At 72.5% G+C, this 25,544-nt stretch carries 21 protein-coding genes; 14 read left to right on the forward strand and 7 right to left on the reverse strand.

What is annotated here, in order from left to right:
• Positions 1–48: 48 nt before the first annotated feature.
• Both FHY05_RS14430 and sppA read right to left on the reverse strand, forming a co-directional pair.
• Positions 49–630, reverse strand: a complete 582-nt coding sequence (locus FHY05_RS14430) for a GNAT family N-acetyltransferase (RefSeq protein WP_183945161.1) — start codon at positions 628–630, stop codon at positions 49–51.
• On the reverse strand, positions 630–2,507 hold the full coding sequence (sppA, locus tag FHY05_RS14435; RefSeq protein WP_183945162.1) for a signal peptide peptidase SppA: 1,878 nt from the start codon (positions 2,505–2,507) through the stop codon (positions 630–632). The genes FHY05_RS14430 and sppA overlap by 1 nt, the downstream gene beginning before the upstream one ends.
• A gap of 298 nt (positions 2,508–2,805) precedes the next feature.
• On the opposite strand from sppA, the gene FHY05_RS14440 reads away from it, so the two are divergent.
• The 3 genes from FHY05_RS14440 to groL all read left to right on the forward strand — a co-directional run bounded on the left by FHY05_RS14440 (position 2,806) and on the right by groL (position 6,337).
• Positions 2,806–4,221, forward strand: coding sequence for an MATE family efflux transporter (locus FHY05_RS14440; RefSeq protein WP_183945163.1), 1,416 nt, complete (start codon positions 2,806–2,808; stop codon positions 4,219–4,221).
• Positions 4,222–4,350: 129 nt separating this feature from the next.
• Positions 4,351–4,638: a co-chaperone GroES gene (gene groES / locus FHY05_RS14445; protein WP_132909544.1), complete on the forward strand. Its 288-nt coding sequence runs from the start codon at positions 4,351–4,353 to the stop codon at positions 4,636–4,638.
• Between the two features lie 55 nt (positions 4,639–4,693).
• Positions 4,694–6,337: a chaperonin GroEL gene (groL, locus tag FHY05_RS14450; protein WP_183945164.1), complete on the forward strand. Its 1,644-nt coding sequence runs from the start codon at positions 4,694–4,696 to the stop codon at positions 6,335–6,337.
• 296 nt (positions 6,338–6,633) lie between these two features.
• Here groL and FHY05_RS14455 read toward each other — a convergent pair whose 3' ends face one another.
• Positions 6,634–7,449 (reverse strand): LD-carboxypeptidase, encoded by an 816-nt coding sequence (locus tag FHY05_RS14455; RefSeq protein ID WP_183945165.1) that lies wholly within the window; start codon positions 7,447–7,449, stop codon positions 6,634–6,636.
• Between the two features lie 52 nt (positions 7,450–7,501).
• On the opposite strand from FHY05_RS14455, the gene FHY05_RS14460 reads away from it, so the two are divergent.
• Entirely contained in the window at positions 7,502–8,920 is a 1,419-nt protein-coding gene (locus tag FHY05_RS14460; protein ID WP_183945166.1) for a glutamate ligase domain-containing protein, read from the forward strand.
• Positions 8,921–9,121: 201 nt separating this feature from the next.
• Here the strand turns inward: FHY05_RS14460 and FHY05_RS14465 are convergent, their stop codons facing one another.
• Positions 9,122–10,072 (reverse strand): hypothetical protein, encoded by a 951-nt coding sequence (locus FHY05_RS14465; RefSeq protein WP_183945167.1) that lies wholly within the window; start codon positions 10,070–10,072, stop codon positions 9,122–9,124.
• A 46-nt stretch (positions 10,073–10,118) separates the two neighbouring features.
• Here FHY05_RS14465 and FHY05_RS14470 point away from each other — a divergent pair, with 46 nt between their 5' ends.
• Positions 10,119–11,108, forward strand: a complete 990-nt coding sequence (locus tag FHY05_RS14470; RefSeq protein WP_183945168.1) for a TauD/TfdA family dioxygenase — start codon at positions 10,119–10,121, stop codon at positions 11,106–11,108.
• Between the two features lie 68 nt (positions 11,109–11,176).
• Here the strand turns inward: FHY05_RS14470 and FHY05_RS14475 are convergent, their stop codons facing one another.
• Positions 11,177–12,007: an arylamine N-acetyltransferase gene (locus tag FHY05_RS14475; protein WP_183945169.1), complete on the reverse strand. Its 831-nt coding sequence runs from the start codon at positions 12,005–12,007 to the stop codon at positions 11,177–11,179.
• A 96-nt stretch (positions 12,008–12,103) separates the two neighbouring features.
• On the opposite strand from FHY05_RS14475, the gene FHY05_RS14480 reads away from it, so the two are divergent.
• On the forward strand, positions 12,104–13,231 hold the full coding sequence (locus tag FHY05_RS14480; protein ID WP_183945170.1) for a zinc-binding dehydrogenase: 1,128 nt from the start codon (positions 12,104–12,106) through the stop codon (positions 13,229–13,231).
• A gap of 323 nt (positions 13,232–13,554) precedes the next feature.
• On the opposite strand, the gene FHY05_RS14485 is transcribed toward FHY05_RS14480, so the two are convergent.
• Positions 13,555–14,103, reverse strand: a complete 549-nt coding sequence (locus tag FHY05_RS14485) for a DUF2721 domain-containing protein (protein WP_311732487.1) — start codon at positions 14,101–14,103, stop codon at positions 13,555–13,557.
• Positions 14,104–14,225: 122 nt separating this feature from the next.
• On the opposite strand from FHY05_RS14485, the gene FHY05_RS14490 reads away from it, so the two are divergent.
• The 4 genes from FHY05_RS14490 to FHY05_RS14505 all read left to right on the forward strand — a co-directional run bounded on the left by FHY05_RS14490 (position 14,226) and on the right by FHY05_RS14505 (position 17,945).
• Entirely contained in the window at positions 14,226–14,684 is a 459-nt protein-coding gene (locus tag FHY05_RS14490; RefSeq protein WP_183945171.1) for a hypothetical protein, read from the forward strand.
• Positions 14,685–15,428, forward strand: a complete 744-nt coding sequence (locus FHY05_RS14495) for a TorF family putative porin (RefSeq protein ID WP_183945172.1) — start codon at positions 14,685–14,687, stop codon at positions 15,426–15,428.
• 117 nt (positions 15,429–15,545) lie between these two features.
• Positions 15,546–16,439 (forward strand): LysR family transcriptional regulator, encoded by an 894-nt coding sequence (locus FHY05_RS14500; RefSeq protein ID WP_183945173.1) that lies wholly within the window; start codon positions 15,546–15,548, stop codon positions 16,437–16,439.
• Between the two features lie 66 nt (positions 16,440–16,505).
• A complete protein-coding gene (locus FHY05_RS14505; RefSeq protein ID WP_183945174.1) occupies positions 16,506–17,945 on the forward strand; it encodes an MATE family efflux transporter in 1,440 nt (479 codons plus the stop codon).
• Between the two features lie 174 nt (positions 17,946–18,119).
• Here FHY05_RS14505 and FHY05_RS14510 read toward each other — a convergent pair whose 3' ends face one another.
• Positions 18,120–18,509, reverse strand: coding sequence for a hypothetical protein (locus tag FHY05_RS14510; protein WP_183945175.1), 390 nt, complete (start codon positions 18,507–18,509; stop codon positions 18,120–18,122).
• Between the two features lie 293 nt (positions 18,510–18,802).
• On the opposite strand from FHY05_RS14510, the gene FHY05_RS14515 reads away from it, so the two are divergent.
• From FHY05_RS14515 to FHY05_RS14530, 4 genes are all read left to right on the forward strand, one after another.
• Positions 18,803–20,968: a prolyl oligopeptidase family serine peptidase gene (locus tag FHY05_RS14515; protein ID WP_183945176.1), complete on the forward strand. Its 2,166-nt coding sequence runs from the start codon at positions 18,803–18,805 to the stop codon at positions 20,966–20,968.
• A gap of 101 nt (positions 20,969–21,069) precedes the next feature.
• The gene (locus FHY05_RS14520; RefSeq protein ID WP_183945177.1) at positions 21,070–22,659 is read left to right on the forward strand and encodes a sodium/sugar symporter; all 1,590 of its coding nucleotides are present in this window, start codon (positions 21,070–21,072) and stop codon (positions 22,657–22,659) included.
• A 262-nt stretch (positions 22,660–22,921) separates the two neighbouring features.
• The gene (locus tag FHY05_RS14525; RefSeq protein WP_183945178.1) at positions 22,922–24,463 is read left to right on the forward strand and encodes a sodium:proton antiporter; all 1,542 of its coding nucleotides are present in this window, start codon (positions 22,922–22,924) and stop codon (positions 24,461–24,463) included.
• A gap of 135 nt (positions 24,464–24,598) precedes the next feature.
• A complete protein-coding gene (locus FHY05_RS14530) occupies positions 24,599–25,300 on the forward strand; it encodes a hypothetical protein (RefSeq protein ID WP_183945179.1) in 702 nt (233 codons plus the stop codon).
• Positions 25,301–25,544 lie beyond the last annotated feature (244 nt).

The following is a 25,544-nucleotide window of genomic DNA, read 5'->3' on the forward strand; positions in this document are numbered from 1 at the left end:
GCCGTGGGCCTCATCATCCGCGTTGCCCTCGCTCCCGCTTACCGCTGCTCAGTCGCGCCGCACCCCCACGTCGCGGAAGGCGCGCGGCTCGATCGGCGGGATCGCCGAGTCGTTGAGCGCGCACTGCCACAGGCCGACGTCGATCCAGCGCCCCTGCTTGTAGCCGACCTCGCGATACACGCCGGCGCGGCGGAAGCCGACCGCCTCGTGCAGCGTGATCGAGGCGTCGTTGGGCAGCGCGATCACGCCGATCGCCTGGGTGAAGCCCTGTGCGCGCAGCGTGTCGACCAGCGCCTCGTACAGCAGCCGCCCCACGCCCTGGCGCTGGGTCGCGCCGGCGGCGTAGATCGAGCTCTCGACGACGTAGCGATAGGCCGGGCGGTCGCGGAAGCGCGTCGCATAGGCGTAGGCGAGCACACCGCGCTCGCCGCCGTCCTCGCCGCGCGAGACCGCGACCAGCCAAGGGTAATAGCCGTCCGACTCCTCGATCCGCTCGCGCATCGCCGCGGCGTCGGGCGCCTCGCTCTCGAACGAGACCGTCCCCTGCAGCACGTAGGGCGCGTAGATCGCGGCGATCGCGGCGGCGTCGCCCGCGGTGGCGGCGCGGATCGCGATCGGGCCGGGGGGCATCAGAGCCCCACCTTGGCGAGCACGAGCTGGAGCAAGGTCCGGTCCGCCGCGCTGGCGCGCACCGGGCCGAGCCCGGCGCACTCGAGGCACTGCGCGCGCACGGTCGCGCCGGTCAGCATCCGCTGCGCGTCGCCGAGCGCGACCGCGAACGCCTGCTGGCGCTGCCACGCCAGCTGGCCGACCGCGTCGGCGGGGGCGCCGGCGTCGTCGTCGTCCTCCTGGCTGGCGAGCTGCTGCGCGATCTGCGCGGCGAAGCCCGGCTTCTTGTCGAGATAGACCACCGGCGGCTTGTCCTGGTCGAGCTTGGCGCGGCGCGCCGCCTCCTTCACCGCGGCGTCGAGCCCGCCGAAGCGGTCGACCAACTTCAGTTGGTGCGCGATCCCGCCGACCCAGACGCGGCCCTGGCCGATCTCGTTGACTCGCTCGACCGGCAGCTGGCGCGACTGCGACACGCGCGTCAGGAACTCGCGATAGCCGTGCTCGATGCCCGACTGCACCACCGCGTCGAGCTGCGGCGTGGTGCCGGCGAGCAGGTCGGGCTGGCCGGACAGCGGCGTGGTCTTCACCCCGTCGGCCGAGAGCCCGATCTTGCTCAGCGTGTTCTCGAAGGTGGGGATGATGCCGAAGATGCCGATCGAGCCGGTGATCGTGCCCGGCTCGGCGAAGATCACGTCGCCCGGGGTCGACACCCAATACCCGCCCGAGGCGGCGAGCCCGCCCATCGACACCACCACCGGCAGCCCGCGGCGCTTGGCCTCCATCACCGCCAGCCGGATCTTCTCCGACGCCAGCACCGAGCCGCCCGGCGAGTCGACGCGCAGCACCAGCGCCTTGAGCTTGTTGTCGATCATGCCCTGATAAAGGAGCTTGGCGATCGTGTCGCCGCCGGCCCGGCCGGGCTGGGCCTCGCCGTCGACGATCTCGCCCGCGACGGTGAGCACGCCGATCTGCCCGGTCTTGGGCAGCGGCGCGGCGTCGACATAGGGCTGGTATCGGATCGTGCGGAACCAGCCGGCGGGCTTGCCGTCGTCCCCGCCGGCGAGCTGCGCGACGCGGCGCCCGAAGGCGACTCGGTCGCCGAGCTTGTCGACCAGCCCGGTGGCGACGTTCGCCTGGGCGACGTCGCCCTGCGCCTGCTGGACGAGCTGCGCCGGCTGCGCCAGCCAGGGCGCCACCTGCGCCTTGGGCCGCGCGCTCGCGATCGACTCGCGCCACTGCTGGAACAAGGTGCCGTACAGCTCCTGGCTGGCGGCGCGCGCCTCCGGGCTCTGGTCGGTGCGGGTATAGGGCTCCACCGCCGACTTGAACTTGCCGACCCGGTAGACGTGCGCGTTGACCCCGATCTTGTCGAGCAGCCCCTTGTAATAGAGCTGGCTGCCGCCCGGCCCGGCGAAGATCGTGCCGCCCAGCGGGTTCATCCAGATCTCGCTCGCGGCCGAGGCGAGGCGATAGCCCGCGTCGGTATAGGCGGTGGCATAGGCCAGCACCGGCTTGCCCGCCTTGCGCGCGCGCAGCAGCGCGTCCTGCACCTCGCCGAGCGACGCCGGGTAGCCGCCGCCGAACTTGTCGAGATCGAGCACGATCGCCTTGACCCGGTCGTCGCTGGCGGCCGAGTCGATCGCGCGCAGCAGGTCGCGCAGGCGATATTGCTTGCCGATCTGCTGACCGCTGAGCAGCGCGGTGGGCTGGATCTCCTCGGGCTGCTCGACGATCGGGCCGTCGAGCGCGAGCAGCAGCGCGCCGTCCCTGATCGCGCCGGGGCGCGAGCGCGCGTTGAGCGCGGCGAACAGCAGGGCGAAGAACAGCAGCATCGCCGCGAGCACCAGCGCGTCCTTGATGCCCACCAGCAGCTTCCAGGCGCCGCGCACCAACTTCATCGTTCCAATCACCTTTTGCGGGAGAATCTCGCCAGTGGAGCGTAGCCCGGCGTGTATCAAGTGAGCAATACGCTTTGGGCGGGGCGAAGAGGCCAGGACGCCACGTCGCAGGTCAGTGGCGCGTCGGCCCGAACGGCGGCGACCCGCGCGCGACGTCTCGCCCCCGCTCGCGTCGGGGAGGGACCGGCCCGCCGAGCCCCGCCCCGGATCGCAGCCACGAGGCTGCCGCCGGCGTTCGTCGGCCGCCAGACCACGCCCCGCGTGCACCGCCGCGCAATCTCCTCTACGGCACGCCGCGATGCACGGCGCCGCCACCCTCCACCCGCTGACCGAGCGCGCGCCCGCCACCTGGCAGCGCGAGCTGCACGCGCTCGCCGCGCTGGCGGGGCCGCTGGTCGGCGCCAACCTGCTCCAGATGGCGGTGTTCGCGATCGACGTCGTGTTCGTCGCGCGGCTCGGCCCGGTCGAGTTCGCCGCCGCCACCTTGGGCGTGTTCCTGTTCAACCTGCTCGCCTTCGCGTTGGTCGGGCTGGTCGGCGCGGCCGAGCCGCTGATCGCCGCTGCGCTGGGGCGCCGCATCGGCGCGGTGCGGCAGGTGCGGCGCTCGTTCCGCATGGCGCTGTGGCTCGCCGCGGCGGGCTCGCTCGTCGTCATGGCGCTGCTCAACCTCGCGGAGCCGATCCTCCGCCTCGCCGGGCAGGACGTCGCGGTGGCGGCGCGCGCGGGCAGCTTCTGCCGGCTGCTGTCGCTCGCCGCCCCCTTCGCGGTGGCGGCGGCGCTGATGCGGCTCACCGCCGCGGCGCTGGGGCGGCCGGGCTGGGCGCTGGTGGTGACGCTGCTCGCGCTCGGCGTCGCGGTCACCGCCAACTGGTGCCTCGTCTTCGGCAACGCCGGCTTCCCCGCGCTGGGGCTGGAGGGCGCCGCGATCGCGAGCGTGCTCACCTCGCTCGCCACCTCGGCGAGCTACGCGGTGATCCTGTCCACCGATCGTCGGCTGCGCCGCTTCCACCTGTTCGGCAACTGGTGGCGCACCGAATGGCCGCGGATGGTCGAGATCGCCAGGCTGGGCGCGCCGATCGCGCTCGGCTGGATGGCGGAGGGCGGGCTGTTCGGCGGCGCCGCTTTGCTGATGGGGCTGATCTCGGTCACCGCGATCGACGCGCACGCGGTGGCGCTCAACATCGCCGCGATCGCCTTCCAGATCCCCTTCGGGCTGGCGCAGGCGGCGACGATCCGAGTCGGGCTCGCCTACGGCGCCGCCGACCCGCGCTGGGTCGGGCGCGCGGGCGGCGTCGCGATCGTGTCGGGCATCGCGGTGATGGTGGTCAGCGCCTCGATCCTGTGGGCGGTGCCCGGGCTGCTGGTGCGAGCCTATGTCGACCCGGCGCGCGAGGTCGCGGTGGCCGCGCTCGCGGTCGAGCTGCTCGGCGTCGCCGCGGTGTTCCAGCTGGTCGACGGCGCGCAGGCGGTCGCCGCCGGGGTGCTGCGCGGGGTGCAGGACACGCGCGTGCCGATGATGATCCAGGTGTTCGGCTATTGGGTGATCGGCTTCGGCATCACCGCGCTGCTCGGCTTCGGCGCGGGCTGGGGCGCCATCGGCATCTGGTGGGGGCTCGCCGCCGGCCTCGGCGTGGTCTCCGCGCTGCTGATCTGGCGCTGGTCGGCACGCGCGCGGCTCGGCCTTCTGCCTGACCCGGCCGCACGCACGGCCTGACGCACGGTTCCCGAAAAATCGCGCGCCCCCGGTTGACCGCCGCGGACACGCCCCACATATGCGGGGCGCTGGCACTCGCCCCTGGGGAGTGCCAAAAATCTGTCACATGCCTTCAGAGAGGTAAGAGCAATGAACTTTCGTCCGTTGCACGACCGCGTTCTCGTCCGCCGCGTCGAGGCGGAAGAGAAGACGGCCGGCGGGATCATCATCCCGGACACCGCCAAGGAGAAGCCGCAGGAGGGCGAGGTCGTCGCCGCCGGCACCGGTGTCAAGGCCGAGGACGGCAAGGTCACCCCGCTCGACGTCAAGGCCGGCGACCGCATCCTGTTCGGCAAGTGGTCGGGCACCGAGGTCAAGGTCAACGGCGAGGACCTGCTGATCATGAAGGAGTCGGACATCCTCGGCGTCATCGCCTGAGACCGTCCGGCCGACTCAACTTTCTCAACATTCGTTCATCTGAAAGGGTAGCCACATGGCAGCCAAGGACGTGAAATTCGGCCGCGACGCGCGCGAGCGCATCCTGCGCGGCGTCGACATCCTCGCCGACGCGGTGAAGGTCACTTTGGGGCCCAAGGGCCGCAACGTCGTGATCGACAAGAGCTTCGGCGCGCCGCGCATCACCAAGGACGGTGTGTCGGTCGCCAAGGAGATCGAGCTCAAGGACAAGTTCGAGAACATGGGCGCGCAGATGGTGCGCGAAGTGGCCTCGAAGACCAATGACATCGCGGGTGACGGCACCACCACCGCCACCGTGCTGGCGCAGGCGATCGTCCGCGAGGGCATGAAGTCGGTCGCGGCCGGCATGAACCCGATGGACCTGAAGCGCGGCATCGACCTGGCGGTGACCAAGGTCGTCGCCGACATCCAGGCGCGCTCCAAGCCCGTCTCGGGCTCGCAGGAAGTCGCGCAGGTCGGCATCATCTCGGCCAACGGCGACCGTGAGGTCGGCGAGAAGATCGCCGAGGCGATGGAGAAGGTCGGCAAGGAAGGCGTCATCACCGTCGAGGAGGCCAAGGGTCTCGAGTTCGAGCTGGACGTCGTCGAGGGCATGCAGTTCGACCGCGGCTACCTGTCGCCGTACTTCATCACCAATCCGGAGAAGATGCAGGTCGAGCTCAACGACCCGTACATCCTGATCCACGAGAAGAAGCTATCGTCGCTCCAGGCGATGCTGCCGATCCTCGAGGCGGTGGTGCAGTCGGGCCGTCCGCTGCTGATCATCGCCGAGGACATCGAGGGCGAGGCGCTCGCCACGCTCGTCGTGAACAAGCTGCGCGGTGGCCTCAAGGTGGCGGCCGTCAAGGCGCCGGGCTTCGGCGATCGCCGCAAGGCGATGCTCGAGGACATCGCGATCCTCACCAAGGGCGAGGTCGTCAGCGAGGATCTCGGCATCAAGCTCGAGAGCGTCACGCTCGGCATGCTCGGCACCGCCAAGCGCGTGACGATCGACAAGGACAACACCACCATCGTCGACGGTGCGGGTGATGCCGAGTCGATCAAGGGCCGCACCGAGGCGATCCGCCAGCAGATCGAGGTGACCACCTCCGACTACGACCGCGAGAAGCTCCAGGAGCGTCTGGCGAAGCTCGCGGGCGGCGTCGCGGTGATCAAGGTCGGCGGCTCGACCGAGGTCGAGGTGAAGGAGCGCAAGGATCGCGTCGACGACGCGCTGCACGCGACCCGCGCCGCGGTCGAAGAGGGCATCGTCCCGGGCGGCGGCACCGCGCTGCTGTACGCGTCGAAGGCGCTCGAGGGCCTCACCGGCGAGAACGACGACCAGACGCGCGGCGTCGACATCGTCCGCAAGTCGCTGACCTCGCTGGTCCGCCAGATCGCGCAGAACGCCGGTCACGACGGCGCGGTGGTGTCGGGCAAGCTGCTCGACGGCAACGACACCTCGCTCGGCTTCAACGCCGCGACCGACACCTACGAGAACCTGGTCCAGGCCGGCGTGATCGACCCGACCAAGGTGGTGCGCACCGCGCTCCAGAACGCCGCGAGCGTCGCGGGCCTGCTGATCACCACCGAGGCGACCGTCTCGGAGCTGCCCGAGGACAAGGCTCCGGCCATGCCCGCCGGCGGTGGCATGGGCGGCATGGGCGGCATGGACTTCTAAGCCGCTGACGGTCCCGCGCCGGCGCAGGCCGGTGCGGGGCAGTCACGGTCGGTCCGCCGATCCGTCTCGCACGAGACGAGCGACACCCGGGCAGCACGCGCTGCCCGGGTGTTGTTGTTTGGGGGTGGGGGCGGGATTCTCGAGCGCGGCGTCTGGCGCTTATCACCACCCCGGCGCACGCCGGGGTCCAGGTGGGAGGACCGCCGTGAGTCTCATCGACGTCCCCCAACTGGACCCCGGCGTGCGCCGGGGTGGTGCTGATCGGATCGGCGAGCGATGCGCCCGATCTGTCGCCTTCACGCCACCCCGAACGGCACCACCCGGTTCGCCTGCGTATGCCCCACCTCGGCGCGACCGAGATACGGCACGCCGAGCTCGCCGCACCAGCGCGTCATCATCGCGTCGAGCGGCTCGCCCCAGGCGGGGTCGTTCTCCTTCACCGCGGTCACCGCGCCGAGCCGTACGCCCGCCAGGCTGCGCAGCTGGGTGGCGTTGCCGAGCGTGAACAGCATGCGGTCGATCGCGTACAACGCCTCGGACACCTCCTCGACGATCAGCACATGGTCGGCGAGATCGGGGAGATACGGCGTGCCCACCAGCGCGGCGAGGATCGAGAGGTTGAACGCCGCCGCGGGGCGGCCGTCGAGCCCCGGCTCGAGCCCGGCGCGGTCGCGCCGCGCGAACCAGCCGAGCGCGCGCGCCACCGTCGCGTCGCCGCCGTGGCGCCGGATGTCGCTCGCCATCGGGCCGTGCACCGGGTGGCCGATCCGCCGCGCGTAGAGCGCGCCGAGCAGGAAGCCGACGTCGGAATAGCCGAGATAGGTCTTGCGCCGCGCCGCCTCGCCCAGCCGCGGCATGATCGTCGCGAGCAGCCGGTTCGAGCCATAGCCGCCGCGCAGGAACCAGATGCCGTCGAACGCGGGATCGTTGGCGTACTCGAGGAAGGCGGCGGCGCGCACCGCGTCCGATCCGGCGAAATGCCCCTCCTGCGCGTAGCATTGCGGGTGGAAGACGAGGTCGATCTCGGGGAAGGCGAGCGCGGCGAAGGCCGAGACCGGCGCGATCACGTCCGGGTTGGCGACGCTGCTCGCCGCCAGCACTCCGATCCGCATCGCACACACTCCCGCTTGCCACCCGCCCGGTGAAGGGGGATAGCCCGGCGCCATGCATGACGGCAACGTGGCGGACCAGCGTTTCTTCCTGGTGGGTATCGGCGGATCGGGGATGATGCCGCTGGCGATGATCCTGCGCGGGCGCGGCGCGACCGTCGCGGGCAGCGACCGCGGGCTCGACCAGGGCCGCGTGCCCGCCAAGTTCGAGGCGCTGCGCGCGCTCGGCATCGACCTTTTTCCGCAGGACGGCAGCGGCGTCACCGCGCCCGAGCAGATCGTGGTCGCCTCCGCCGCGGTGGAGGAGACCGTGGCCGACATGGTCGCGGCGGCGCGGCTCGGCTGCCGGCGGCTGTCGCGCGCCGAGCTCAACGCGCGGCTGTTCAACGCCAGCGCGCTGCCGATCGGCGTCGCGGGGACGAGCGGCAAGTCGACCGTCACCGGCATGATCGCCGCGATCCTCGGCGCCGCCGGGCGCGACCCGACGGTGATGAACGGCGCGGTGATGAAGCATGTCGCGCGCGCCGACCGGCCCTTCGCCAGCGCGCTGGTGGGGCAGGGCGACGCCTATGTCAGCGAGGTCGACGAGAGCGACGGCTCGATCGCGCTCTACGCGCCGCAGGTGGCGGTGCTCAACAACGTCAGCCTCGATCACAAGTCGCTCGACGAGCTCAACGCGCTGTTCGGCGACTTCCTCGCCAAGGCGCGTCACGCGGTGGTCAACGCCGACAATGCCGACGCCGCCACGCTGGCGCTGCGGCTGCCGCCCGCGCGCGTGACTCGCTTCTCGCTGCGCGACGCGGGCGCGGATCTGTATGCCGGCGGGATCGAGGAGGCGCCGTTCGCGGTCCGCTTCGCGCTCCACCATCGCGGCGAGCGCCGCGCCGTGGCGCTGCAGGTGCCGGGGCACCACAATGTCGCCAACGCGCTGGCGGCGATCGGCGCCGCGCTGGCGGCGGGGGTGTCGCTCGACGTCGCGGTGGCGGGGGTCGAGCAGTTCGCGGGCCTGCGCCGCCGCTTCGATCTCGTCGGCAGCGCCGCGGGCGTGACGGTGATCGACGACTTCGGGCACAACCCGGACAAGATCGCGGCGACGCTCGACACGCTCCACGCCTTCCCCGGGCGGCTGATCGTGCTGTTCCAGCCGCACGGCTATGGCCCGCTCAAGGTCATGCGCGCCGAGCTGGCGGCGATGTTCGCCGGCCGGCTGGCGCCGGACGACCTGCTGGTGCTGCCCGACCCCGTCTACCAGGGCGGCACGGTGACGCGCGAGGTGACCAGCGCCGACGTGGCGCGCGACGTGGGCGTGGCGGGGCGGCAGGCGATCCATATCCCCGATCGCGCGAGCGCGGCGGCGCACTGCGTCGCGGTGGCGCGGCCGGGTGACCGCCTCGTGGTGATGGGCGCGCGCGACGACACGCTGTCGCTGCTCGCGGCGGAGATGGTGGCGATGCTGGCGGGGAGAGAGCCCTAGATCCTCCCCGGCACGGGGAGGGCGGTCCGCCGCGCCTAGCGCGATGGTGGAGGGGGCTCTCCACCAAGCACAGCGCCGGTGGAAGCTCCCTTCCGCCAGCCTTCGGCTGTCGTGCCGGGGCTATCGGCCTCCGCCAGTTCCAGCCATGTCGGGGGATTGGCGACCCGCACGATCCTCCCCATGCCGGGGAGGATCTGACTCTCACTCCAGTGCCGCGCGCTCCACCATGCGCGCGTCGGCCATGTCGCCCGCGCTCGCCTCCGCCAGCGCCAGCTCCGCCGCCAGCTCGTGCTCGAGCGCCGCCCGGCGCGCCACGCGTGCCGCATTGTCGAAGGCCTGCGCCGGATTCTTCGAATAGGTCGCGAACAGCTCTCCCGCTGTCACCGCCTCCAGCCAATCGTCCGTCAGCGGCAGCGCCAGCTGCCGCGCCGCCGCCCTCAGCACCTCGCCGGGTGTGGCGAAGAAGCGCTCGGCGTCGAGCGAGCGCGCGTTCGGCCACGCGGCCAGCGCCGCGGCGAAGCACGTCATCTGCGCCGACCACAGCCGCGCCGCCCGCATCGCGTCGGGCGCGCCCGCGAGGTCGCCGAGGTGCGGCGCCAGGTCCGTCGTCACGCGGCGCAACCAGTCGCGGTGCGAGTCGCTGCGCAGGATCGCGAGCGCATAGTCGCGCAGCGGCAGGTAGAGCAGGATCGCGCGCGCGTCCGGTTGCGCGGCCGCGAGCGCGGGCAGCAGGAAGTTGACCGGCACGTTCGCCTTCACCAGCGTCGGTGCGTCGTCGCGGTAGCGCCGCCCCAGCATCGCGCCGACCAGCGCCAGCCGCGCCGGATCGGGCACGAGCGCGGTCTGGCGCAGCGCCTGCGGCTCGCGCAGCACCAGCGGACCTTCCAGCGAGTCGAGCGCGCGCGCCAGCAGCGTCGAGCCGCAATGCGCGACGTGGAAGATCCAGGCGGTCGCGCGCGGCGCGGGGGGCTCGCGCAGCATCGCCACGGGCAGCCGCAGCTCCTGCGGCGCCGCGGGGCTGATCCGCGCGTCGAGGAAGATCGAGCGGTGATAGGCGGCGCGGTCCATCGGCACGAACACCGCCGCGTCGCGCTCGAAACGCTGGAGATAATGATCGGGCGAGGCGTAGAGGGCGGCGAGCGTCAGGGCCATGGCGCGCTATAGCGCGCGCGGTCGCTCGTCGCTAATCCCGTGACTTATGCCGCATGTCACGCCGCCGGGGCCGGGCCGCCCCCATGTCCTGATCGAGGCCGAGGGCGCCGAGCGGCTCGCCGCGCTCGATCGCGACCGGATCATCGACCTCTATCGCACCCATGGCGCCCTGCTGTTGCGGGGCTTCGGCGCGGACGTCGACTCGTTCCGCGCGTTCGCCGAGCGCTTCTGTCGCACCGCCGTGGTCAACGAGAGCCCGGGGCGGCGCCCGATCGATCCCGCCGCCAACATCCACACCGTCGACGGCGGCACCGGCGCCTTCGCGCTCCACCCCGAACTGTCGCGCGAGCCGTGGAAGCCCGACGCCGCGTTCTTCGCCTGCCTCTCCGCGCCGACGCGCGGCGGGCAGACGACGATCTGCGACGGCGTCGCGCTGGCGCGCGAGCTGCCCGAACCGGTGCGCGCCGGCCTGCTGCATCGTCGCTTGTTGTACATCAAGCCGGTCTGGCCCTCGCTGCTGCGTTACTGGCTCGGCACCGAGACGCCGAGCGACGCGCAGCTCGCCGCGCCGCCGCCCGCCTGCCCCTATCAGTTCCGGCGCTTTCCCGACGGCACGATCGTGCGCTTCTTCAGCCGCCCGGCGCTGCACACACCGATGTTCGCCGACGCGCCCGCCTTCGGCAATTTCCTGCTGTTCGCGCGCTTCAACAACAACCGGCCCGATCACCCCGTGCTCGACGACGGGCATCCGGTGCCCGAGGCGTGGCTCCAGGCGATCAAGGCGGTCGGCGACCGGCTGATGGTACCGGTCGAGTGGCGGAACGGCGACGTGCTGATGCTCGACAACACGCGCTTCCTCCACGGCCGCACCGCGATCACCGATCCCGGCGAGCGGCTGATCGCGACCTATTTCGGCTACGTCGACTTCGCGCGGCCCGATCCCGAGGAGCCCGCCGACGCGATCTGGCGCCGCGAAGATTTCGCCCCGCCGCTTCCGCCCGATCACCCGCGGCTGCGCGAACAGGGGATGCGGTAGGTCGAAACGGCTTCAGCTAACGCGCCTTAGCTCCTCCCCCTGTAGGGGAGGGTCTCTTCCTGCCTGCCTCAGAACAGCCCCAGCGCCGCCACCTCCTCCTTCGCCAGGTCGATCCCGAACATCAGGCTGAGCCGCATGCGATAGACGCGCGGGTCGGTGATCTCGCCCTCGGCGATGTTGCCCGCGGCGCGGCGGCGGTAGCTGCGGTCGGTCAGCGCCGCGAAGCCGTGCGGCAGCACGACGCTCACCACCGCGCGCTGCGTGAAGCGGCTCGCCGGCGCGCTCATCGCCCAGTGGTTGGCCATCGCCAGGTCGCTGTCGTGCACCGCCTCGGTGGTGAAGCTGTACTGCGGCTGCCAGCTCGTGCCGTTCCACCCCGGCGCGGTGCGCCCGTCGGTGCTGACCGGATCGCCGTCGCGCAGCAGCAGCCAGCCGCCGTCCTCCTCGCGCGCCAGCCGGAAGCGCGCGCCGTCGGGCGCGGTCGCCTCCTGGTCGGCGACCAGCGGCATCACCGGCGCGTAGCTCGCGCCGAAGCCGGTGTCGGCGATCCACTCGGCGCCGTCGATCGTCACCAGCGACAGCGCGTGGTTGCGCGGCGGGGTCGCCTCGGCGCCGAGCCACACCCGCGCGAGCAGCGGGCGCGCCGGCATCTCCAGCGCGGCGAGCGCGTCGAGCAGCAGCCGGTTGTGCTCGAAGCAATAGCCGCCGCGGCGCGAGCCGACGAGCTTGGCCGCGACCGACTCGCCGTCGATCGCGATCGCCCGGCCGAGCCGCACGTCGAGATTCTCGAACGGGATGGTGAGCCGGTGCGCGAGCTGGAGCCGCGCCAGTCCCGCGGCGTCGCGGGTGGGGCGCGCGGGCAGCTCGATGCGGGCGAGATAGGCGTCGAGGTCGAACATGCCGCCGCGCTACCTCAGCCGAGCGCGGATGAGAACGGATTTGACCGCAAACCTTTGCACCGGCATCCCCGGCCTCTGACACGACAGGAGGCGAGGATGGACGAGGTGACCGGGCTGGAGCTGCGCTCGACCGTGGACGAGGGCGGCACGCTGACACTGTCGCTCGAGCCGGTGACGCTGTCGCCGCCGCAGGGCGACGAGCTGATCGTCCGGGTCGAGGCGGCGCCGATCAACCCCTCCGATCTCGGACTGCTGCTCGGGCCCGCGGACGTCGCCACGCTGGAGATGGGCGGCAGCGCCGACCGGCCCGAGCTGCGCTTCCAGGTGCCGCGCGAGCGGATCGGCGGGGTGCGCGCGCGGCTCGGCCAGTCGCTGCCGGTCGGCAACGAGGGCGCGGGCACGGTGATCGCCGCGGGTCCGGAGGCACAGGCGCTGATCGGGCGCACGGTCGGGATGATGGGCGGGGCGATGTACGCCCAGTATCGCAAGCTGCGCGCGCGAGACGTGGTGCCGCTGCCCGACGGCGCGAGCGCGGCGGACGGCGCGGCCATGTTCGTCAACCCGTTGACCGCGCTCAGCTTCGTCGAGACGGCGCGGCAGGAGGGGCATCACGCGATCGTCCACACCGCGGCGGCGTCGAACCTCGGGCAGATGCTGCAGAAGATCTGCCTCGCCGACGGCGTGCCGCTGGTCAACGTGGTCCGCAGCGAGGCGCAGGCGGCGCTGCTGCGCGACATCGGCGCGACCCACGTGGTGGACAGCCGCGCCGAGGACTTCCGCCGCCGGCTCACCGACGCGATCGCGGAGACCGGCGCGACGATCGCCTTCGACGCGATCGGCGGCGGCACGCTCGGCAGCGACATCGTCCAGGCGATGGAGCAGGCCGCCAACCGCCGCGCCACCGAGTACAGCCGCTACGGCTCGAACGTGTTCAAGCAGCTGTACATCTACGGCGCGCTCGACACCGCCCCGACCACGCTCAACCGGCTGGCGTTCGGCTTCCAGTGGGGCGTCGCGGGCTTCCTGCTGACGCCGTGGTTGCAGAAGGCGGGGCGCGAGACGGTGGCGCGGATGCGTCAGCGCGTGGTCGACGAGCTGACCACCACCTTCGCCAGCCGCTACACCCGCACGATCGGCCTCGCCGAGGCGCTCGATCCCGAGGTGCTGCGCGCCTATGAGCGCAAGGCGACCGGGGAGAAGTATCTGATCGACCCGACGCGGTGAGGCGGCGGGGCGCGGCGATAACGGCGCCATGCCGCACTTACTGCCGTCATCCCGAACTCGTTGCGGGATCCACCATGCCGCACACCCAGGTGTCGGGGCGTCTGCAGGACGGTGGATCCTGAGACGAGCTCAGGATGACGCCGGCTGGGGGCCAAGGCGTGACCTCAGGCTGGTTCATGATCGCCCCACCCCTTCAGGGGAGGAGTTGGGGTGGGGCCTTTCCGCGAGGGCGGCCCACGCGGAGGCGCCCCACCCCCGGCCCCTCCCCTACAGGGGAGGGGAGAGGACGCTCGCTTTTACCGAACGGATGAGCTTGCTCGTCCCTACCGCAGCAACTCGTCCCGCACCCGGATCGCGTGGATCGACAGCCGCACCTCCACCATGAAGGCGACGAAGGCGGCGATCAGCAGCGACATCGCCAGGATGAAGCTGAACGCCACCCACTGACCGATATGGTAATGCGTCAGCGCGCCGACGAAGAGCATTCCCACCACGGTGCAGGTCGCCACCGCGCTCGCCACCGCGAGGAACAGCGAGGCGTTGATCACCTTCATCCGCCGCGCGAGGCGGCGCAGTTCGTCGGCGGCGCGGGTACGGTCGTCGCGCTGGAGCGCGGGGTGGCGCTCCTCCAGCACGCGCGCGCGGTCGATCACGCGCGCGAGCCGCCCGGTCAGCACGTTGAGCAGCGCGCCGATGCCGGTGAGCATGAACACCGGGCTGAGCGAGGCCTGGATCGCCTCGGCGATGGTGGGCAGGGCGGGGGCGTAGGGCATCGCGCCCGACTGTGCCGCGCCGCCGCGGCGCGCACAACCGTCAGCACTGGCGTCCCACCGGAGTCGCCCGACGTCGTCCTGCCCCGCCGCCAGCAACATTGGCCGTATCGCCTGTGAGAAAACATTGCGCCCGCGGCCGGCTTCGTTGAAGCGGGCGCCCACGCCCTCATCTCGGTGATGCCACCGGGCAGCATGGCCCGGGGCAGCGCAAGGAGAAGACCATGTACGTTCCCCTCATCGCCGGGCTCGCCCTGGCGCTCACCGCGACCGAGCCGGTGCCCGCTGCCGCCCCCGACACCGCCCACCAGGTCCAGCTCGACCATCGCGGGCAGCGCGTCGACGTGACCTACCGCAGCGACGTCAGCGTGACTCACCGCCAGGTCGGCGCGGTCGGCGCGCCGGGCCGCCCCAGCGCGCTGCGCTGCGCCTGGCAGGCCTCGGTCGCGGTGCAGCGCGAGGCACGCCATCCCGCCGGCCACGTGCTGGCGCGCACCGTCAGCGCCGACAAGCCGCTGACCGGCTCTCGCCCCGGCTGGTGCGCGACGCAGAAGGACGCGATCGCGCAGGACGTCGCGGCGCGCAGCGGCGCGATCCGCGAGCATCTGCTCGCCGTGGCCGCGCGCGACCAGGACTCGCTGGTCGCCGAGCTCGACGCGGCGCATGACCGGGTGCGCGGCTGAGTGCGGCAGCATCCCTATCTGCTGGCGGCGCTGACCGGCGCTGCCCTCGTTTCCCCGGCGGCGGCGCAGCTCGCGCCGCACGCCGGCGTCGAGGTGGCCACCGACGAGCGACGCCGCGGGCTGAGCTGGAGCGACTCGCAGCTCGCTCCCGCCGCCTGGGCGCGGATCGACCTGCCCTCCGGTATCGACCTGGGCGCGCGGGTCACCGGCACGCGGGGCGACCCGCGCCACGGCGGCGCCGACGCGGTGATCGAGCCGACGCTCGGCTACAGCAGGCTGGCCGGCGGGTTCCGGCTCGACGGCTTCGTCACGGGGCATCTGTTCACCGGCGCGCGCGGGTCGCTCGACTATGGAGAGATCGGCGCCGGCGCCAGCTACACGCTCGGCCCGGTCGAGGCGGGCGCGGAGGCGCGCTACGCGCCGTCGCAGGGCGCGATCGGCGGCGACAATCTCTACCTCGGCGTGCGCGGGCGGGTCGGCATCCCGGTGACGCCCTGGTCGCTCACCGCCAGCCTGGGCCGCTCCTCGGGCAGCGTCGACGATCCGATCCGCGCGGCGCGGCTGCGGCCGACCGGCAGCTACCGCGACTGGTCGGTCGGGCTCGAGCATATTACCGGACCGCTGACCTTGGCGCTGGTCTACACCGGCACCGACATCAGCGACGACGCGGTGGTGATCTCGCCCTACGCCGCGCTCGACCACGCCGGCGACCGGATCGCGGCGCGGGCGTCGATCGGCTTCTGAGCGCCGCGCCGTTTCGCCGGCGGGCTCTTCGGCGCTAGGAAGCCGGGCGACAGATCGGATCGTTCCTTCCCTTCCCTTCCCTAAAGGGGGAGGATCGACTGCCGCGCCGGAGACTCGATGGACCTGCTCGCCCTCGCCGACTTCACGTTGGTCGCCCGCCACGGCGGCGTCGGCCGCGCCGCGCGCGCCGCGGGGCGGCCGAAGGCGACGCTGTCGCGCCGCGTCGCCGAGCTGGAGGCGGCGCTCGACCTGCGGTTGTTCGAGCGCGGCGCGCGCGTGCTCAGGCTGACCGAGGAGGGGCGGGCGCTGTACGAGCGCACCGCCGCGCTGCTCGCCGAGCTGGACGAGACCGCCGCGGCGGTGGCCGCGGGCGGCCGGTCACCGCGCGGCCGGCTCAGGGTGAGCGCGCCCCTGCTCTTCTCGCAGACCGCGATGGGGCGGCTGGCGGCCGGGTTCGCGCTGGCGCACCCCGAGGTGCGGCTCGAGGTGACCAGCGAGGACCGCGCGGTCGACATGATCGAGGAGGGCTATGACCTCGTCATCCGCGTCGACCCGGCCCCCGACGCGGCTCTGGTCGGCCGCCCGTTCCTGCGCGACCGGCTGGTGGCGGTCGCCGCGCCCACCATGGCGCCGCCTTCGCCGGGCGAGCGCGCGCCCGCGGTGGTGCGCGGCGGCGTGGGCGATGGAAGCGAGTGGCGGCTCCGCCCGGGCGGCGTGGCGGAAAGCGTCGCGGTGGCGCCGGTGCTCGGCCTGTCCTCGCTGGTGATGGTGCGCGACGCCGCGCTGGCGGGCGTCGGCGCGGCGCGGCTGCCGATCTCGCTGGTCGCGCGTGACCTCGCCGCGGGTCGGCTGGTGCGGTGGGGCGAGCTCGACGCCGCCCCGATCCAATTATGGGCGCTGTACCCGACGCGGCGCCTGCTGAGCGCGCGCGTCGCCGCCTTCCTCGACCACCTCCGCGCCGCTTTCCCGACCGGCAGCGCGGACGAGCTCGCCGCCTATCTCGCCGACTGAAGGCCGCTATCGCGCGGCAGGATAAGCCTCTACAGCCGACGCGGGGGAAGGGGAGGAGCAGGACCGATGGCGCGACCGCCGCAGCGCGACCTCACCGCCGGGCCGATCGGGCGCACGCTCCTGCTGTTCGCGCTGCCGACGCTCGGCTCGAGCGTGCTCCAGTCGCTCAACGGCTCGATCAACGCGATCTGGATCGGGCAATTCCTCGGCGAGCGCGCGCTGGCGGCGACCACCAACGCCAACATCATCATGTTCCTGCTGATCGCCGCGGTGTTCGGCTTCGGCATGGCGGCGACGATCCTGATCGGCCAGAACATGGGGCGGCGCGACCTCGACGCGGTGCGGCGCGTGCTCGGCACCTCGCTCGGGCTGTTCGCGGGCGTGTCGGTGGTGACTTTGCTGGTCGGCTGGTTCGCCGCGCCCGCGATCCTGCGCGCGCTCGCCACGCCGGCGGAGGTCTACCCGCTCGCGCTCGCCTATCTGCGCGTGATCTTCGTGGCGATGCCGCCGGGCTTCCTCTCGGTGCTGCTGACGATGGCGCTGCGCGGCACCGGCGACTCGGTCACGCCGCTCAAGTTCATGGCGCTCGGCTCGGCCATCGACGTCGCGCTCAACCCGCTGCTGATCCGGGGATGGGGGCCGCTGCCGGCGCTGGGGATCGAGGGCTCGGCGCTGGCGACCCTGCTGGCCAACACCGTCTCGCTGCTCGCGCTGCTCGGCTACATCTACCGCCGCGACCTGCCGGTGCGGCTGCGCGGGGCGGAGTGGCGCTACGTCGTGCCAGAGCCCGCGCTGCTGCGCACCATCGTCGCCAAGGGCGTGCCGATGGGGCTGCAGATGCTGGTGGTCTCCACCTCGGCGCTGGCGATGATCGGGCTGGTCAACCGCCACGGCACCGCCACGACCGCGGCGTACGGCGCCGCCAACCAGTTGTGGACCTACGTCCAGATGCCCGCGATGGCGGTCGGCGCGGCGGTGAGCGCGATGGCGGCGCAGAACATCGGCGCGGGGCGGTGGGACCGGGTCGGGCGGATCACGCGCACCGGGATCCTCACCAACCTGGCGCTGACCGGCGGCCTGGTCGCGCTGCTGACTCTGCTCGACCGCCACCTGCTCTGGCTGTTCCTCGGGCAGGACGGCGGCGCGGTCGACATCGCGGTGCGGATCAACCTCATCGCCGGGTGGAGCTTCGTGCTGTTCGGCGTGTCGATGGTGCTGTCGGCCACGGTGCGCGCCAACGGCGCGGTGATCGGGCCGCTGGTGATCCTGGCGGTGGCGATGTTCCCGCTGCGTCTGGGCCTGGCGGCGGGACTGTCGCCCCGGTGGGGCGCGGACGCGATCTGGTGGAGCTTCCCGGCCGGCTCGGTCGGCTCGATGCTGCTGATGATCGGCTTCTATCTCCGCGGCGGCTGGCGTCGCGGCCGGCTGCCCGCCACCCCGGACGAGGCTCAGGAGAGAGCGCTGGCGCACGCCGAGCCGACCGCCAAGTCGATGCCGGTGGGGTGAGGTGGCCTCTCTCGACTCACATCGGGTGACACCCCTCCGTCAGCTCTCCGGGCCGACCCTCCTCCTGCAGGGGAGAACCTTCTCTCATCCGCCCCTGCGAGGGGAGGGGCACCACCCGGCGCAGCCGACAACGAGGCTCAGGGAGGATTCCGCCCCGGTCGATCTCCGCTCAGGTCACGGCACCGCCGCACTCTCGCGCGCGAGCTGGCGACGGTCCGCGGCCCAGGCGCGCATCATCGACTGGGTGCAGCCCGTCTGCCCCCCGGTGCCCACCGCCGAGCAGGTGTCGGGCAGTCCGCCGGCGACGCGGCCGACCTCGTCCATGGTCGCGACACGATTGACCCAGCTCTGGTTCTTCGCCGCGATCTCGGCGTGGCGGAGCGGTTTGGGGATGCGATAGGGTTCGTCGAGCGGGGCGCAGACCACCACCTCGTCGCCGGCCGGCTTGGGGCAGGTCTCGCCGGGGGCGAGCGCGACGCTGCGCACGCGCTGCGGAGGCGATGCAGGCGCCGTCTCGGGCGCGGTGCCGGCGACAAGGACCGCGGCGAGCAGAAGGGTCATCATCGTCTCCTCCCCGCCGCGGTCGAGTAAGGCGCCGCCCGCCCACCGGGAGGAGAAGCGGGCGACGCGAGGCGGCGGACAGCACGGGAACGCCGCCGCCTCGGCCCCGTCATGACGGCGGCGGCGCACCGCGCGATTGCGGCATGTGTCGGCGCCGCAACGTTCGACCGGGCGACCGGGCGAGAGGAATCGACTCCACGACCAACCTGTGTCAGCCTCACGTCCGTACGAGGGCACTGCCGTCGGCGTGAGGGTGACGGTGTCGGCGGGCCGGGGGGCAAGCTGGGGGGCTGCACATGAATCGTCGTGATGTCCTATGCTCGTTGGGCGGCGCCGCGGCGTTGTCGTGGCCGCTGCGCGCGCTCGCCGCCGCCGACGCGCCGCCAGCGGCGAAGACGGTGGACGCGGTCGACCGCCGGCTCGGCTACACGCTGCGCGATCCGTATCGCTGGATGGAGGATCCGCGCGATCCCGACTGGGCGCCCTGGATGCGCGCCCAGGGCGAGTATGCGCGGCGCGCGCTGGACGCCTTGCCCGAGCATGACGCGCTGCTGCGCCGGATCGGCGAGCTGACCGGTGACCTGCCGGTCGCGACGCGGCTGCAACGCGCGGGTACCGTCACCTTCCTCGAGTTTCGCCCGAGCGGCGCGAACGTGCCCAAGCTGTACGTCGTCGAGCGGCCCGGCGCGGCGCAGCGGCTGCTGATCGATCCCGAGGCGATGACCGGGGCCGGGGGGGCGCACATGAGCCTCGACTGGTGGCGCGCCTCGGACGACGGGGCGCTCGTCGTCTACGGCCTGTCCGAGGCGGGTTCGGAGGAGTCGGTCGCCCGGGTGATGCGGGTGGCGGACCGCGGCCATTTCCCCGAGACGATCGACCGCGCGCGTTTCGCCAGCCCGCAATGGCTGCCCGACGGCTCCGCGTTCTTCTACACGCGCGGCCGCGAGGGCGCGGTGCGCGGCGCACCCGATTACCTGCTCAATCGCGTCGCCTGGCTCCACAAGGTGGGCACCGATCCGCGCGATGACGTGCGCATCGCCGCCGGTGGCGACACGATCGACGGCTACACGCTCCTGCCGATCGACTTCCCCTTCGTCGTCGTCACGCCCGGCTCGGACATGGCGCTGCTGCTGCCTTACGGTGGCGTGCGGCGTGAGAATGGGCTGTACGTGGCGCCGCTGGCGGAGGCGGTGACGGGGCGGGCGCGCTGGCGCACGGTGGCGCGGCTGGCGGACCAGATCACCAGCTTCGCGCTGCGCGGACGCGACATCTATCTCGTCTCGGAGCGCGACGCGCCGCTCGGCCGCATCCTGCGGGTCGATGCCGCCGCCCCCGACCTCGGCCGTGCCGCCGCGGTGGTGCCCGAGGCGGCGACGCCGATCGAGACGACCGACGCGGGTCTGGTCGCCGCGCGCGACGGGATCTACTTCGCGCGCCAGAACGGCGGGCCGATGACGCTCCATCGGCTCGCGCCCGACGGCGCCGTCAGCGACATCGCGATGCCCTATGACGCGGGCGTCTACGCGCTGTTCGGCTCGACCGACCAGGACGGCGTCGACGTGCGCCTCTCCGGCTGGGTCGAGCCGCTCGCGATCTACCGCTACCTGCCCGGCGGGCGGCTCACCGACACCGGGCTGAGCCCGCGCCCGAGGTTCTCCACCGCCGCCTACGAGTCGGTGCGGCTGATCGCCACCGCGCGCGACGGCACCAAGGTGCCGGTGTCGATCATCGCCAAGCGCGGGCTGCGGCGCGACGGCACGGCACCGGCGCTGGGGCAGTGTTACTCCAGCTATGGCATCTCCGCCTCGCCGGTCTTCTCGCCGCGCTCGATCGCCTTCCTCGAGCGCGGCGGCGTGCTCTTCGAGGTGCACGCGCGCGGCGGCGGCGAATATGGCGCGCCGTGGTGGCGTGCCGGGCAGAAGGCGAGCAAGGCCAACACCTGGCGCGACTTCATCGACGGCTGCGCGGCGGTGGTGAAGGCGGGCTGGACCGCGCCGACGCGGCTGACGATCATGGGCACGTCCGCGGGCGGGATCGCGGTCGGCAACGCCTTGGTCGAGCGGCCCGAGCTGTTCGCCGGCGCGATCGACAACGTCGGCTGGACCAACACGTCGCGCGCCGGCGTCGAACAGAACAGCGCGCCCAACTTCCCCGAGTTCGGCGACCCCTCGAACGAGGCCGAATATCGCGGCCTCGTCGCGATGGACGCCTATCAGAAGATCCGCGACGGCGTGCGCTACCCCGCCGTGCTGGCGATGACCGGCATCTCCGACCCGCGCGTCGCGCCGTGGCATCCCGCCAAGTTCGCGGCGCGGCTGCAGCGCGCCTCTACCGGCGGACCGGTGCTGCTCCGCGTCGACTTCGACGCGGGTCACGGTGTCGGCTCGACGCGGCAGCAGACCGACGCGCAATGGGCCGACGTCTTCGCCTTCGCTTACTCGCGCGGTAAGGTCGGCGGCTAGGCCCGCGGCGGGCGCCGCGCGACAAGGTGTTGGACAGCGCCCCGGCGCGCCGTACAACGGCGCGCGACACGCGACGCGCGGCGGATGGGGGAGAGACACGGGTGCAGCTTGCCACGATCGACGTGCTGGTGGTCGTCGCCTATGCCATCTTCATCTTCGCGCTGGCGCAATGGGTCAGCCGCGATAAGGCGGGCGCCGGGCCGAAGAACACCACCGACTATTTTCTCGCCTCCAAGAACCTCCCGTGGTGGGCGATCGGCGCGAGCCTGATCGCGGCCAATATCTCGGCCGAGCAGATCGTCGGCATGTCGGGCTCGGGCTATGCGATCGGTCTGGCGATCGCGTCCTACGAGTGGATGGCGGCGCTGACGCTGCTGATCGTCGGCAAGTTCTTCCTGCCGATCTTCCTGCGCAACGAGATCTACACGATGCCGCAGTTCCTCGAGCGGCGCTATGGCCCCTCGATCCGGACGCTGATGGCGCTGTTCTGGCTGGCGCTGTACGTCTTCGTGAATCTCACCAGCATCATCTGGCTCGGCTCGATCGCGGTGACCAAGGTGGCGGGCGTCGACCAGAACATCGCGCTCGTCGTGCTCGGCGCCTTCGCGCTGCTGTACCAGCTCAAGGGCGGGCTGAAGGCGGTGGCGCTGACCGACATCGTGCAGGTGACGCTGCTGGTGCTCGGCGGCCTGATCATCGCCTATCTCACGCTCGGCGAGCTGGGCCAGGGCGCCGGCCTCGCCGCGGGCTTCGCGCGGCTGACGCGCGAGCTGCCCGACCATTTCGAGATGATCCTGTCGCGCGACAACCCGCATTACATGGATCTGCCCGGCCTGTCGGTGCTGATCGGCGGGATGTGGATCGCCAACCTCAGCTACTGGGGCTTCAACCAATATATCATCCAGCGCGCGCTCGCGGCCAAGTCGCTGGCGGAGGCGCAGAAGGGCGTGCTGTTCGCGTCCTTCCTCAAGCTGCTGATGCCGATCATCATCGTGTTGCCGGGCATCGCCGCGGTGGTGCTCGCGCCCGGGCTGGCCAAGCCGGACGAGGCCTATCCGACGATGATGCGGCTGCTGCCGACCGGGCTGCTCGGGCTCGTCTTCGCCGCGCTGGTGGCGGCGATCGTCGCCTCCACCGCCTCCAAGATCAACTCGATCGCCACCATCTTCACGCTCGACGTCTGGGCCAAGTTCAAGCGCCGCCCGTCCGCGGCCGAGGACGGCGCGGCGGACGACTCGCGGCTGGTGCTGGTCGGCCGCGTCGCCGCGATGGTGGCGACGGTGATCGCGATCCTCACCGCGCGGCCGCTGGTGGGTTCGTCCGAGCAGGCGTTCCAGTTCATCCAGGAGTTCACCGGCTTCTTCACGCCGGGCATCACCGTCATCTTCCTGCTCGGTTTGTTCTGGAAGCGCGCCAACGAGGCCGGCGCGATCAGCGCCGCGGTCGCCTCGGTGCTGCTGTCCTGGGGGTTCAAGCTGCTGCTGCCTGGGCTGCCGTTCATGGACCGGATGGGGCTGGTGTTCCTGATCGCGCTGGCGCTGGCGGTGGGCGCCTCGCTGGCGACGCCGCGGCGCGACGACCGCGACACGATCGTCACCGGCGACGTCGGCTACGCCACCAGCGCGGCGTTCAACGTCGGCGCGCTGGCGCTCGTGCTGATCCTGGTGGCGCTGTACGCGACCTTCTGGTGAGGGGCTTGGGGGCGAGCCTGGGGGTGCCATCCCCGCGATAGCGTCATCCTGAACTCGTTTCAGGATCCACCCCGCCGCGCTCCCATGCGCCGGTGGTGCTCGCGGCACGGTGGATCCTGAGACGAGCTCAGGATGACGCCAACGAGGAGGGGACGGGCGACCGCGAGCGCGGTGCAGGCCACCCTCCGCTGGCGCCGCCGCGCGCGATCCGCCATGCTGCTTCGACGCGCCACACGGGAGCCGGCGCGGCAGGGAGCGCGCCGTGACCTTCTTCGAGAGCCTGCTCGCGCTGCTCGGCGTCGCGGTGCTGCTGCTCCAGCTCGCGCGCCGTACCAGCATACCGTACCCCGCGCTGCTCGCCGCCGCGGGCGTGGCGCTCGCCTGGCTGCCCGGCGCGCCGACGATCGCGCTCGACCCGCACACCGCGCTGGCGCTGTTCATCGCGCCGATCCTGATCGACGCCGCGTTCGACTTCCCGGTCGGCACGGTGATGCGGCTCTGGCGCCCGCTGACCGCGCTCGCGCTGGTGGCGGTGCTGCTGAGCGCGGGCGCGGTGACCTGGCTCGGCGTCGCGCTCGCGGGGCTGCCGGTCTATGCCGCGCTCGCGCTCGGCGCGATCGTCGCCCCGCCCGACGCCGCCGCGGCCACCGCGATCTCGGGCAGCGTGCGCATGCCGCGCCGCACCGTCGCGGTGCTCAAGGGCGAGAGCCTGCTCAACGACGCCTCCGCGCTGCTGCTCTACACCGCCGCGATCCTGGTGGAGAGCCACGGCGGGGTCGACGGCGGACTGGCGCTGCGCGTCGGCGTCGCGGTGCCCGGCGGGGTGCTGCTCGGCTATCTGCTCGCGCTGGCGATGAAGCGGATCCAGCCGCTGGTCTGGGGCACGCTGAGCGGCAACATCTTCCAGTTCGTCTCGGGCTTCGCCGCCTGGCTGGTGGCCGAGCGGCTGGGCCTCTCCGCGGTGCTGTGCCTCGTCACCTTCGCGATGACGATCGCGCGCTCGGCCGGGCTGGTGACGCCGCCGCGCGCGCGGCTGCACGACTTCGCGGTGTGGGAGACCGCGGTGTTCCTGCTCAACGTGCTGGCCTTCCTGCTGATGGGCTTCCAGGCGCGCACGATCGTGGGCAGCATGGTGCCCGAGCGGCTGCGCGAGGCGGCGGTGTTCGCCGCGGCGGTGGTGGCGTGCCTGATCGTCGTCCGCATGGCCTGGGTGCTGATCTACAACCGGCTCGCCTTCCACTTCCCCAAGCTGCGCGGCGATTACCCCGCCACCGGGCTCGCGCAGAGCGTGGTGGTGGGCTGGTGCGGCATGCGCGGCATCGTCACGCTCGCCACCGCCTTCGCCTTGCCCGGCCACTTCCCGCAGCGCGACCTGATCGTGCTCACCGCCTTCGCGGTCGTGCTGGCGACGCTGGTGGTGCAGGGGATGACGCTGGCGCCGCTGGTGCGCCGGCTCGGGCTCGACGGCGACGACGGGCTGGGCGAGGAGCTGGCGCGCGCGCGAGTCGAAATGGCCGAGGCGGCGTTGGCGCGGATCGGCGACACGCCCGGCGCGGCGGCGGACCATTGGCGCTACGGCCTCGCGACCAAGCGCGACGCGATGCGGGCGGGAAGCGACGCGCGCGCGGGCGAGGAGAAGCGTCAGCTCGGCCTCGCCGCGGTGGCGTGCCAGCGCGAGCGGCTCGAGGAACTGCGCGAGGCGCAGGAGGTGGGCGCGGACTCCTTCCTGGTGCTGCAGGAGGAGCTCGACTTCACCGAGATGAGCCTGCGCACCGAGGAGGAGCGCCGCATCGAGGAGGCCTGAGCGGGGCGCGACTCGCCCTGGCGCGAAAGCGACTCGGTTGGGCGCGAACCGCGGGCAGGCGGATCGTGCTGCCGTGGGCGCGGGCGCGGTCCGGGCGTACGCTCGGGGCGGGGACATAACAGAAGGGGCCCGACCGTGCGTTTCCAGCAGAGCGCGCCCGTCGCATCGATCACCGGGGCGCTGTTCATCGCCGCGTTGCTCGCGGGCTGCGCGCGACATGCCGCGCCGCCGCCGACCGCCGCGGCCGCGCCACCGCCGGTCGTCGCGATGGTGCCCGCGCCGCTGCCCGCGGGCGCGCGCCCGGGGATGAACGTCCCCGCGCGCCTGCCCGACGGCAGCTATCCCACGCCCAACCGCGCGCTCAGCGGCGCCGGCGCGTTGTGGCACCTGCGCAGCGCGCTCAACGTCGCCGCGCTCGCCTGCCGCGGCGCGCAGGAGGCGACGATCGTCGCGCAGTACAATGCGATGCTCGCGGCGCGGAAGGCGGAGCTCGCCAACGCGCAGGCGACGCTCCAGGCCGAGTATCGCGCCGGCGGCGGCGACTGGCAGGACCGGTTCGACGACCAGATGACGCGGCTCTACAATTTCTTCGCGCAGGACCTCGCGCGCGACGCCTTCTGCGCCGGCGCGGCGGACACGCTGGGCGCGATCGCGACGGTGCCGGCGGCGACGCTGCCGAGCTTCGCGGCGGAGCGGCTGGCGGCGCTGGAGCGGCCGTTCACCGACTTCTTCGCCGCCTATGATCGCTGGCGCGCGGGCCAGCTCGTCCCCGCCACCGTCGCCGCCGCGAGCGCGCCGCCGCCGCCGCCGCGGGCAGTCGCCGGGACGGCTGGGTAGGCGCAGGCTTCGCCGGTTGGGCGCGCGCCATCACGCTGCGGTCGCCGCCGGGAGGATTGGGGGCCGCGCCGGCGTCGCACTGGCAGCACTGGCCGATGAAGCGCCACCCTCTCACCGGCGTCATCCTGCACTCGTTTCACGATCCACCGTGCCGCGTAGGATCAGCCGCGGCATTCGCGGGTCGGTGGATCCTGAGACAAGCTCAGGATGACGGCAGGAAGTGGGGGAATGGCGCTCTAACCAG

This window comes from Sphingomonas sp. BK580 (assembly GCF_014194975.1).
Classification (GTDB): Bacteria; Pseudomonadota; Alphaproteobacteria; order Sphingomonadales; family Sphingomonadaceae; genus Sphingomonas.

What these genes read in the sequence shown, in the direction of transcription:
- FHY05_RS14475 (WP_183945169.1), bottom strand. Translation starts at nt 12,007, where the DNA reads ATGTTCGACCTCGACGCCTATCTCGCCCGCATCGAGCTGCCCGCGCGC.
- FHY05_RS14505 (WP_183945174.1), top strand. Translation starts at nt 16,506, where the DNA reads ATGGCGCGACCGCCGCAGCGCGACCTCACCGCCGGGCCGATCGGGCGC.
- FHY05_RS14490 (WP_183945171.1), top strand. Translation starts at nt 14,226, where the DNA reads ATGTACGTTCCCCTCATCGCCGGGCTCGCCCTGGCGCTCACCGCGACC.
- groL (WP_183945164.1), top strand. Translation starts at nt 4,694, where the DNA reads ATGGCAGCCAAGGACGTGAAATTCGGCCGCGACGCGCGCGAGCGCATC.
- FHY05_RS14515 (WP_183945176.1), top strand. Translation starts at nt 18,803, where the DNA reads ATGAATCGTCGTGATGTCCTATGCTCGTTGGGCGGCGCCGCGGCGTTG.
- FHY05_RS14455 (WP_183945165.1), bottom strand. Translation starts at nt 7,449, where the DNA reads ATGCGGATCGGAGTGCTGGCGGCGAGCAGCGTCGCCAACCCGGACGTG.
- sppA (WP_183945162.1), bottom strand. Translation starts at nt 2,507, where the DNA reads ATGAAGTTGGTGCGCGGCGCCTGGAAGCTGCTGGTGGGCATCAAGGAC.
- FHY05_RS14465 (WP_183945167.1), bottom strand. Translation starts at nt 10,072, where the DNA reads ATGGCCCTGACGCTCGCCGCCCTCTACGCCTCGCCCGATCATTATCTC.
- FHY05_RS14485 (WP_311732487.1), bottom strand. Translation starts at nt 14,103, where the DNA reads ATGTTGCTGGCGGCGGGGCAGGACGACGTCGGGCGACTCCGGTGGGAC.
- FHY05_RS14430 (WP_183945161.1), bottom strand. Translation starts at nt 630, where the DNA reads ATGCCCCCCGGCCCGATCGCGATCCGCGCCGCCACCGCGGGCGACGCC.
- FHY05_RS14460 (WP_183945166.1), top strand. Translation starts at nt 7,502, where the DNA reads ATGCATGACGGCAACGTGGCGGACCAGCGTTTCTTCCTGGTGGGTATC.
- groES (WP_132909544.1), top strand. Translation starts at nt 4,351, where the DNA reads ATGAACTTTCGTCCGTTGCACGACCGCGTTCTCGTCCGCCGCGTCGAG.
- FHY05_RS14440 (WP_183945163.1), top strand. Translation starts at nt 2,806, where the DNA reads ATGCACGGCGCCGCCACCCTCCACCCGCTGACCGAGCGCGCGCCCGCC.
- FHY05_RS14510 (WP_183945175.1), bottom strand. Translation starts at nt 18,509, where the DNA reads ATGATGACCCTTCTGCTCGCCGCGGTCCTTGTCGCCGGCACCGCGCCC.
- FHY05_RS14470 (WP_183945168.1), top strand. Translation starts at nt 10,119, where the DNA reads ATGCCGCATGTCACGCCGCCGGGGCCGGGCCGCCCCCATGTCCTGATC.
- FHY05_RS14500 (WP_183945173.1), top strand. Translation starts at nt 15,546, where the DNA reads ATGGACCTGCTCGCCCTCGCCGACTTCACGTTGGTCGCCCGCCACGGC.
- FHY05_RS14480 (WP_183945170.1), top strand. Translation starts at nt 12,104, where the DNA reads ATGGACGAGGTGACCGGGCTGGAGCTGCGCTCGACCGTGGACGAGGGC.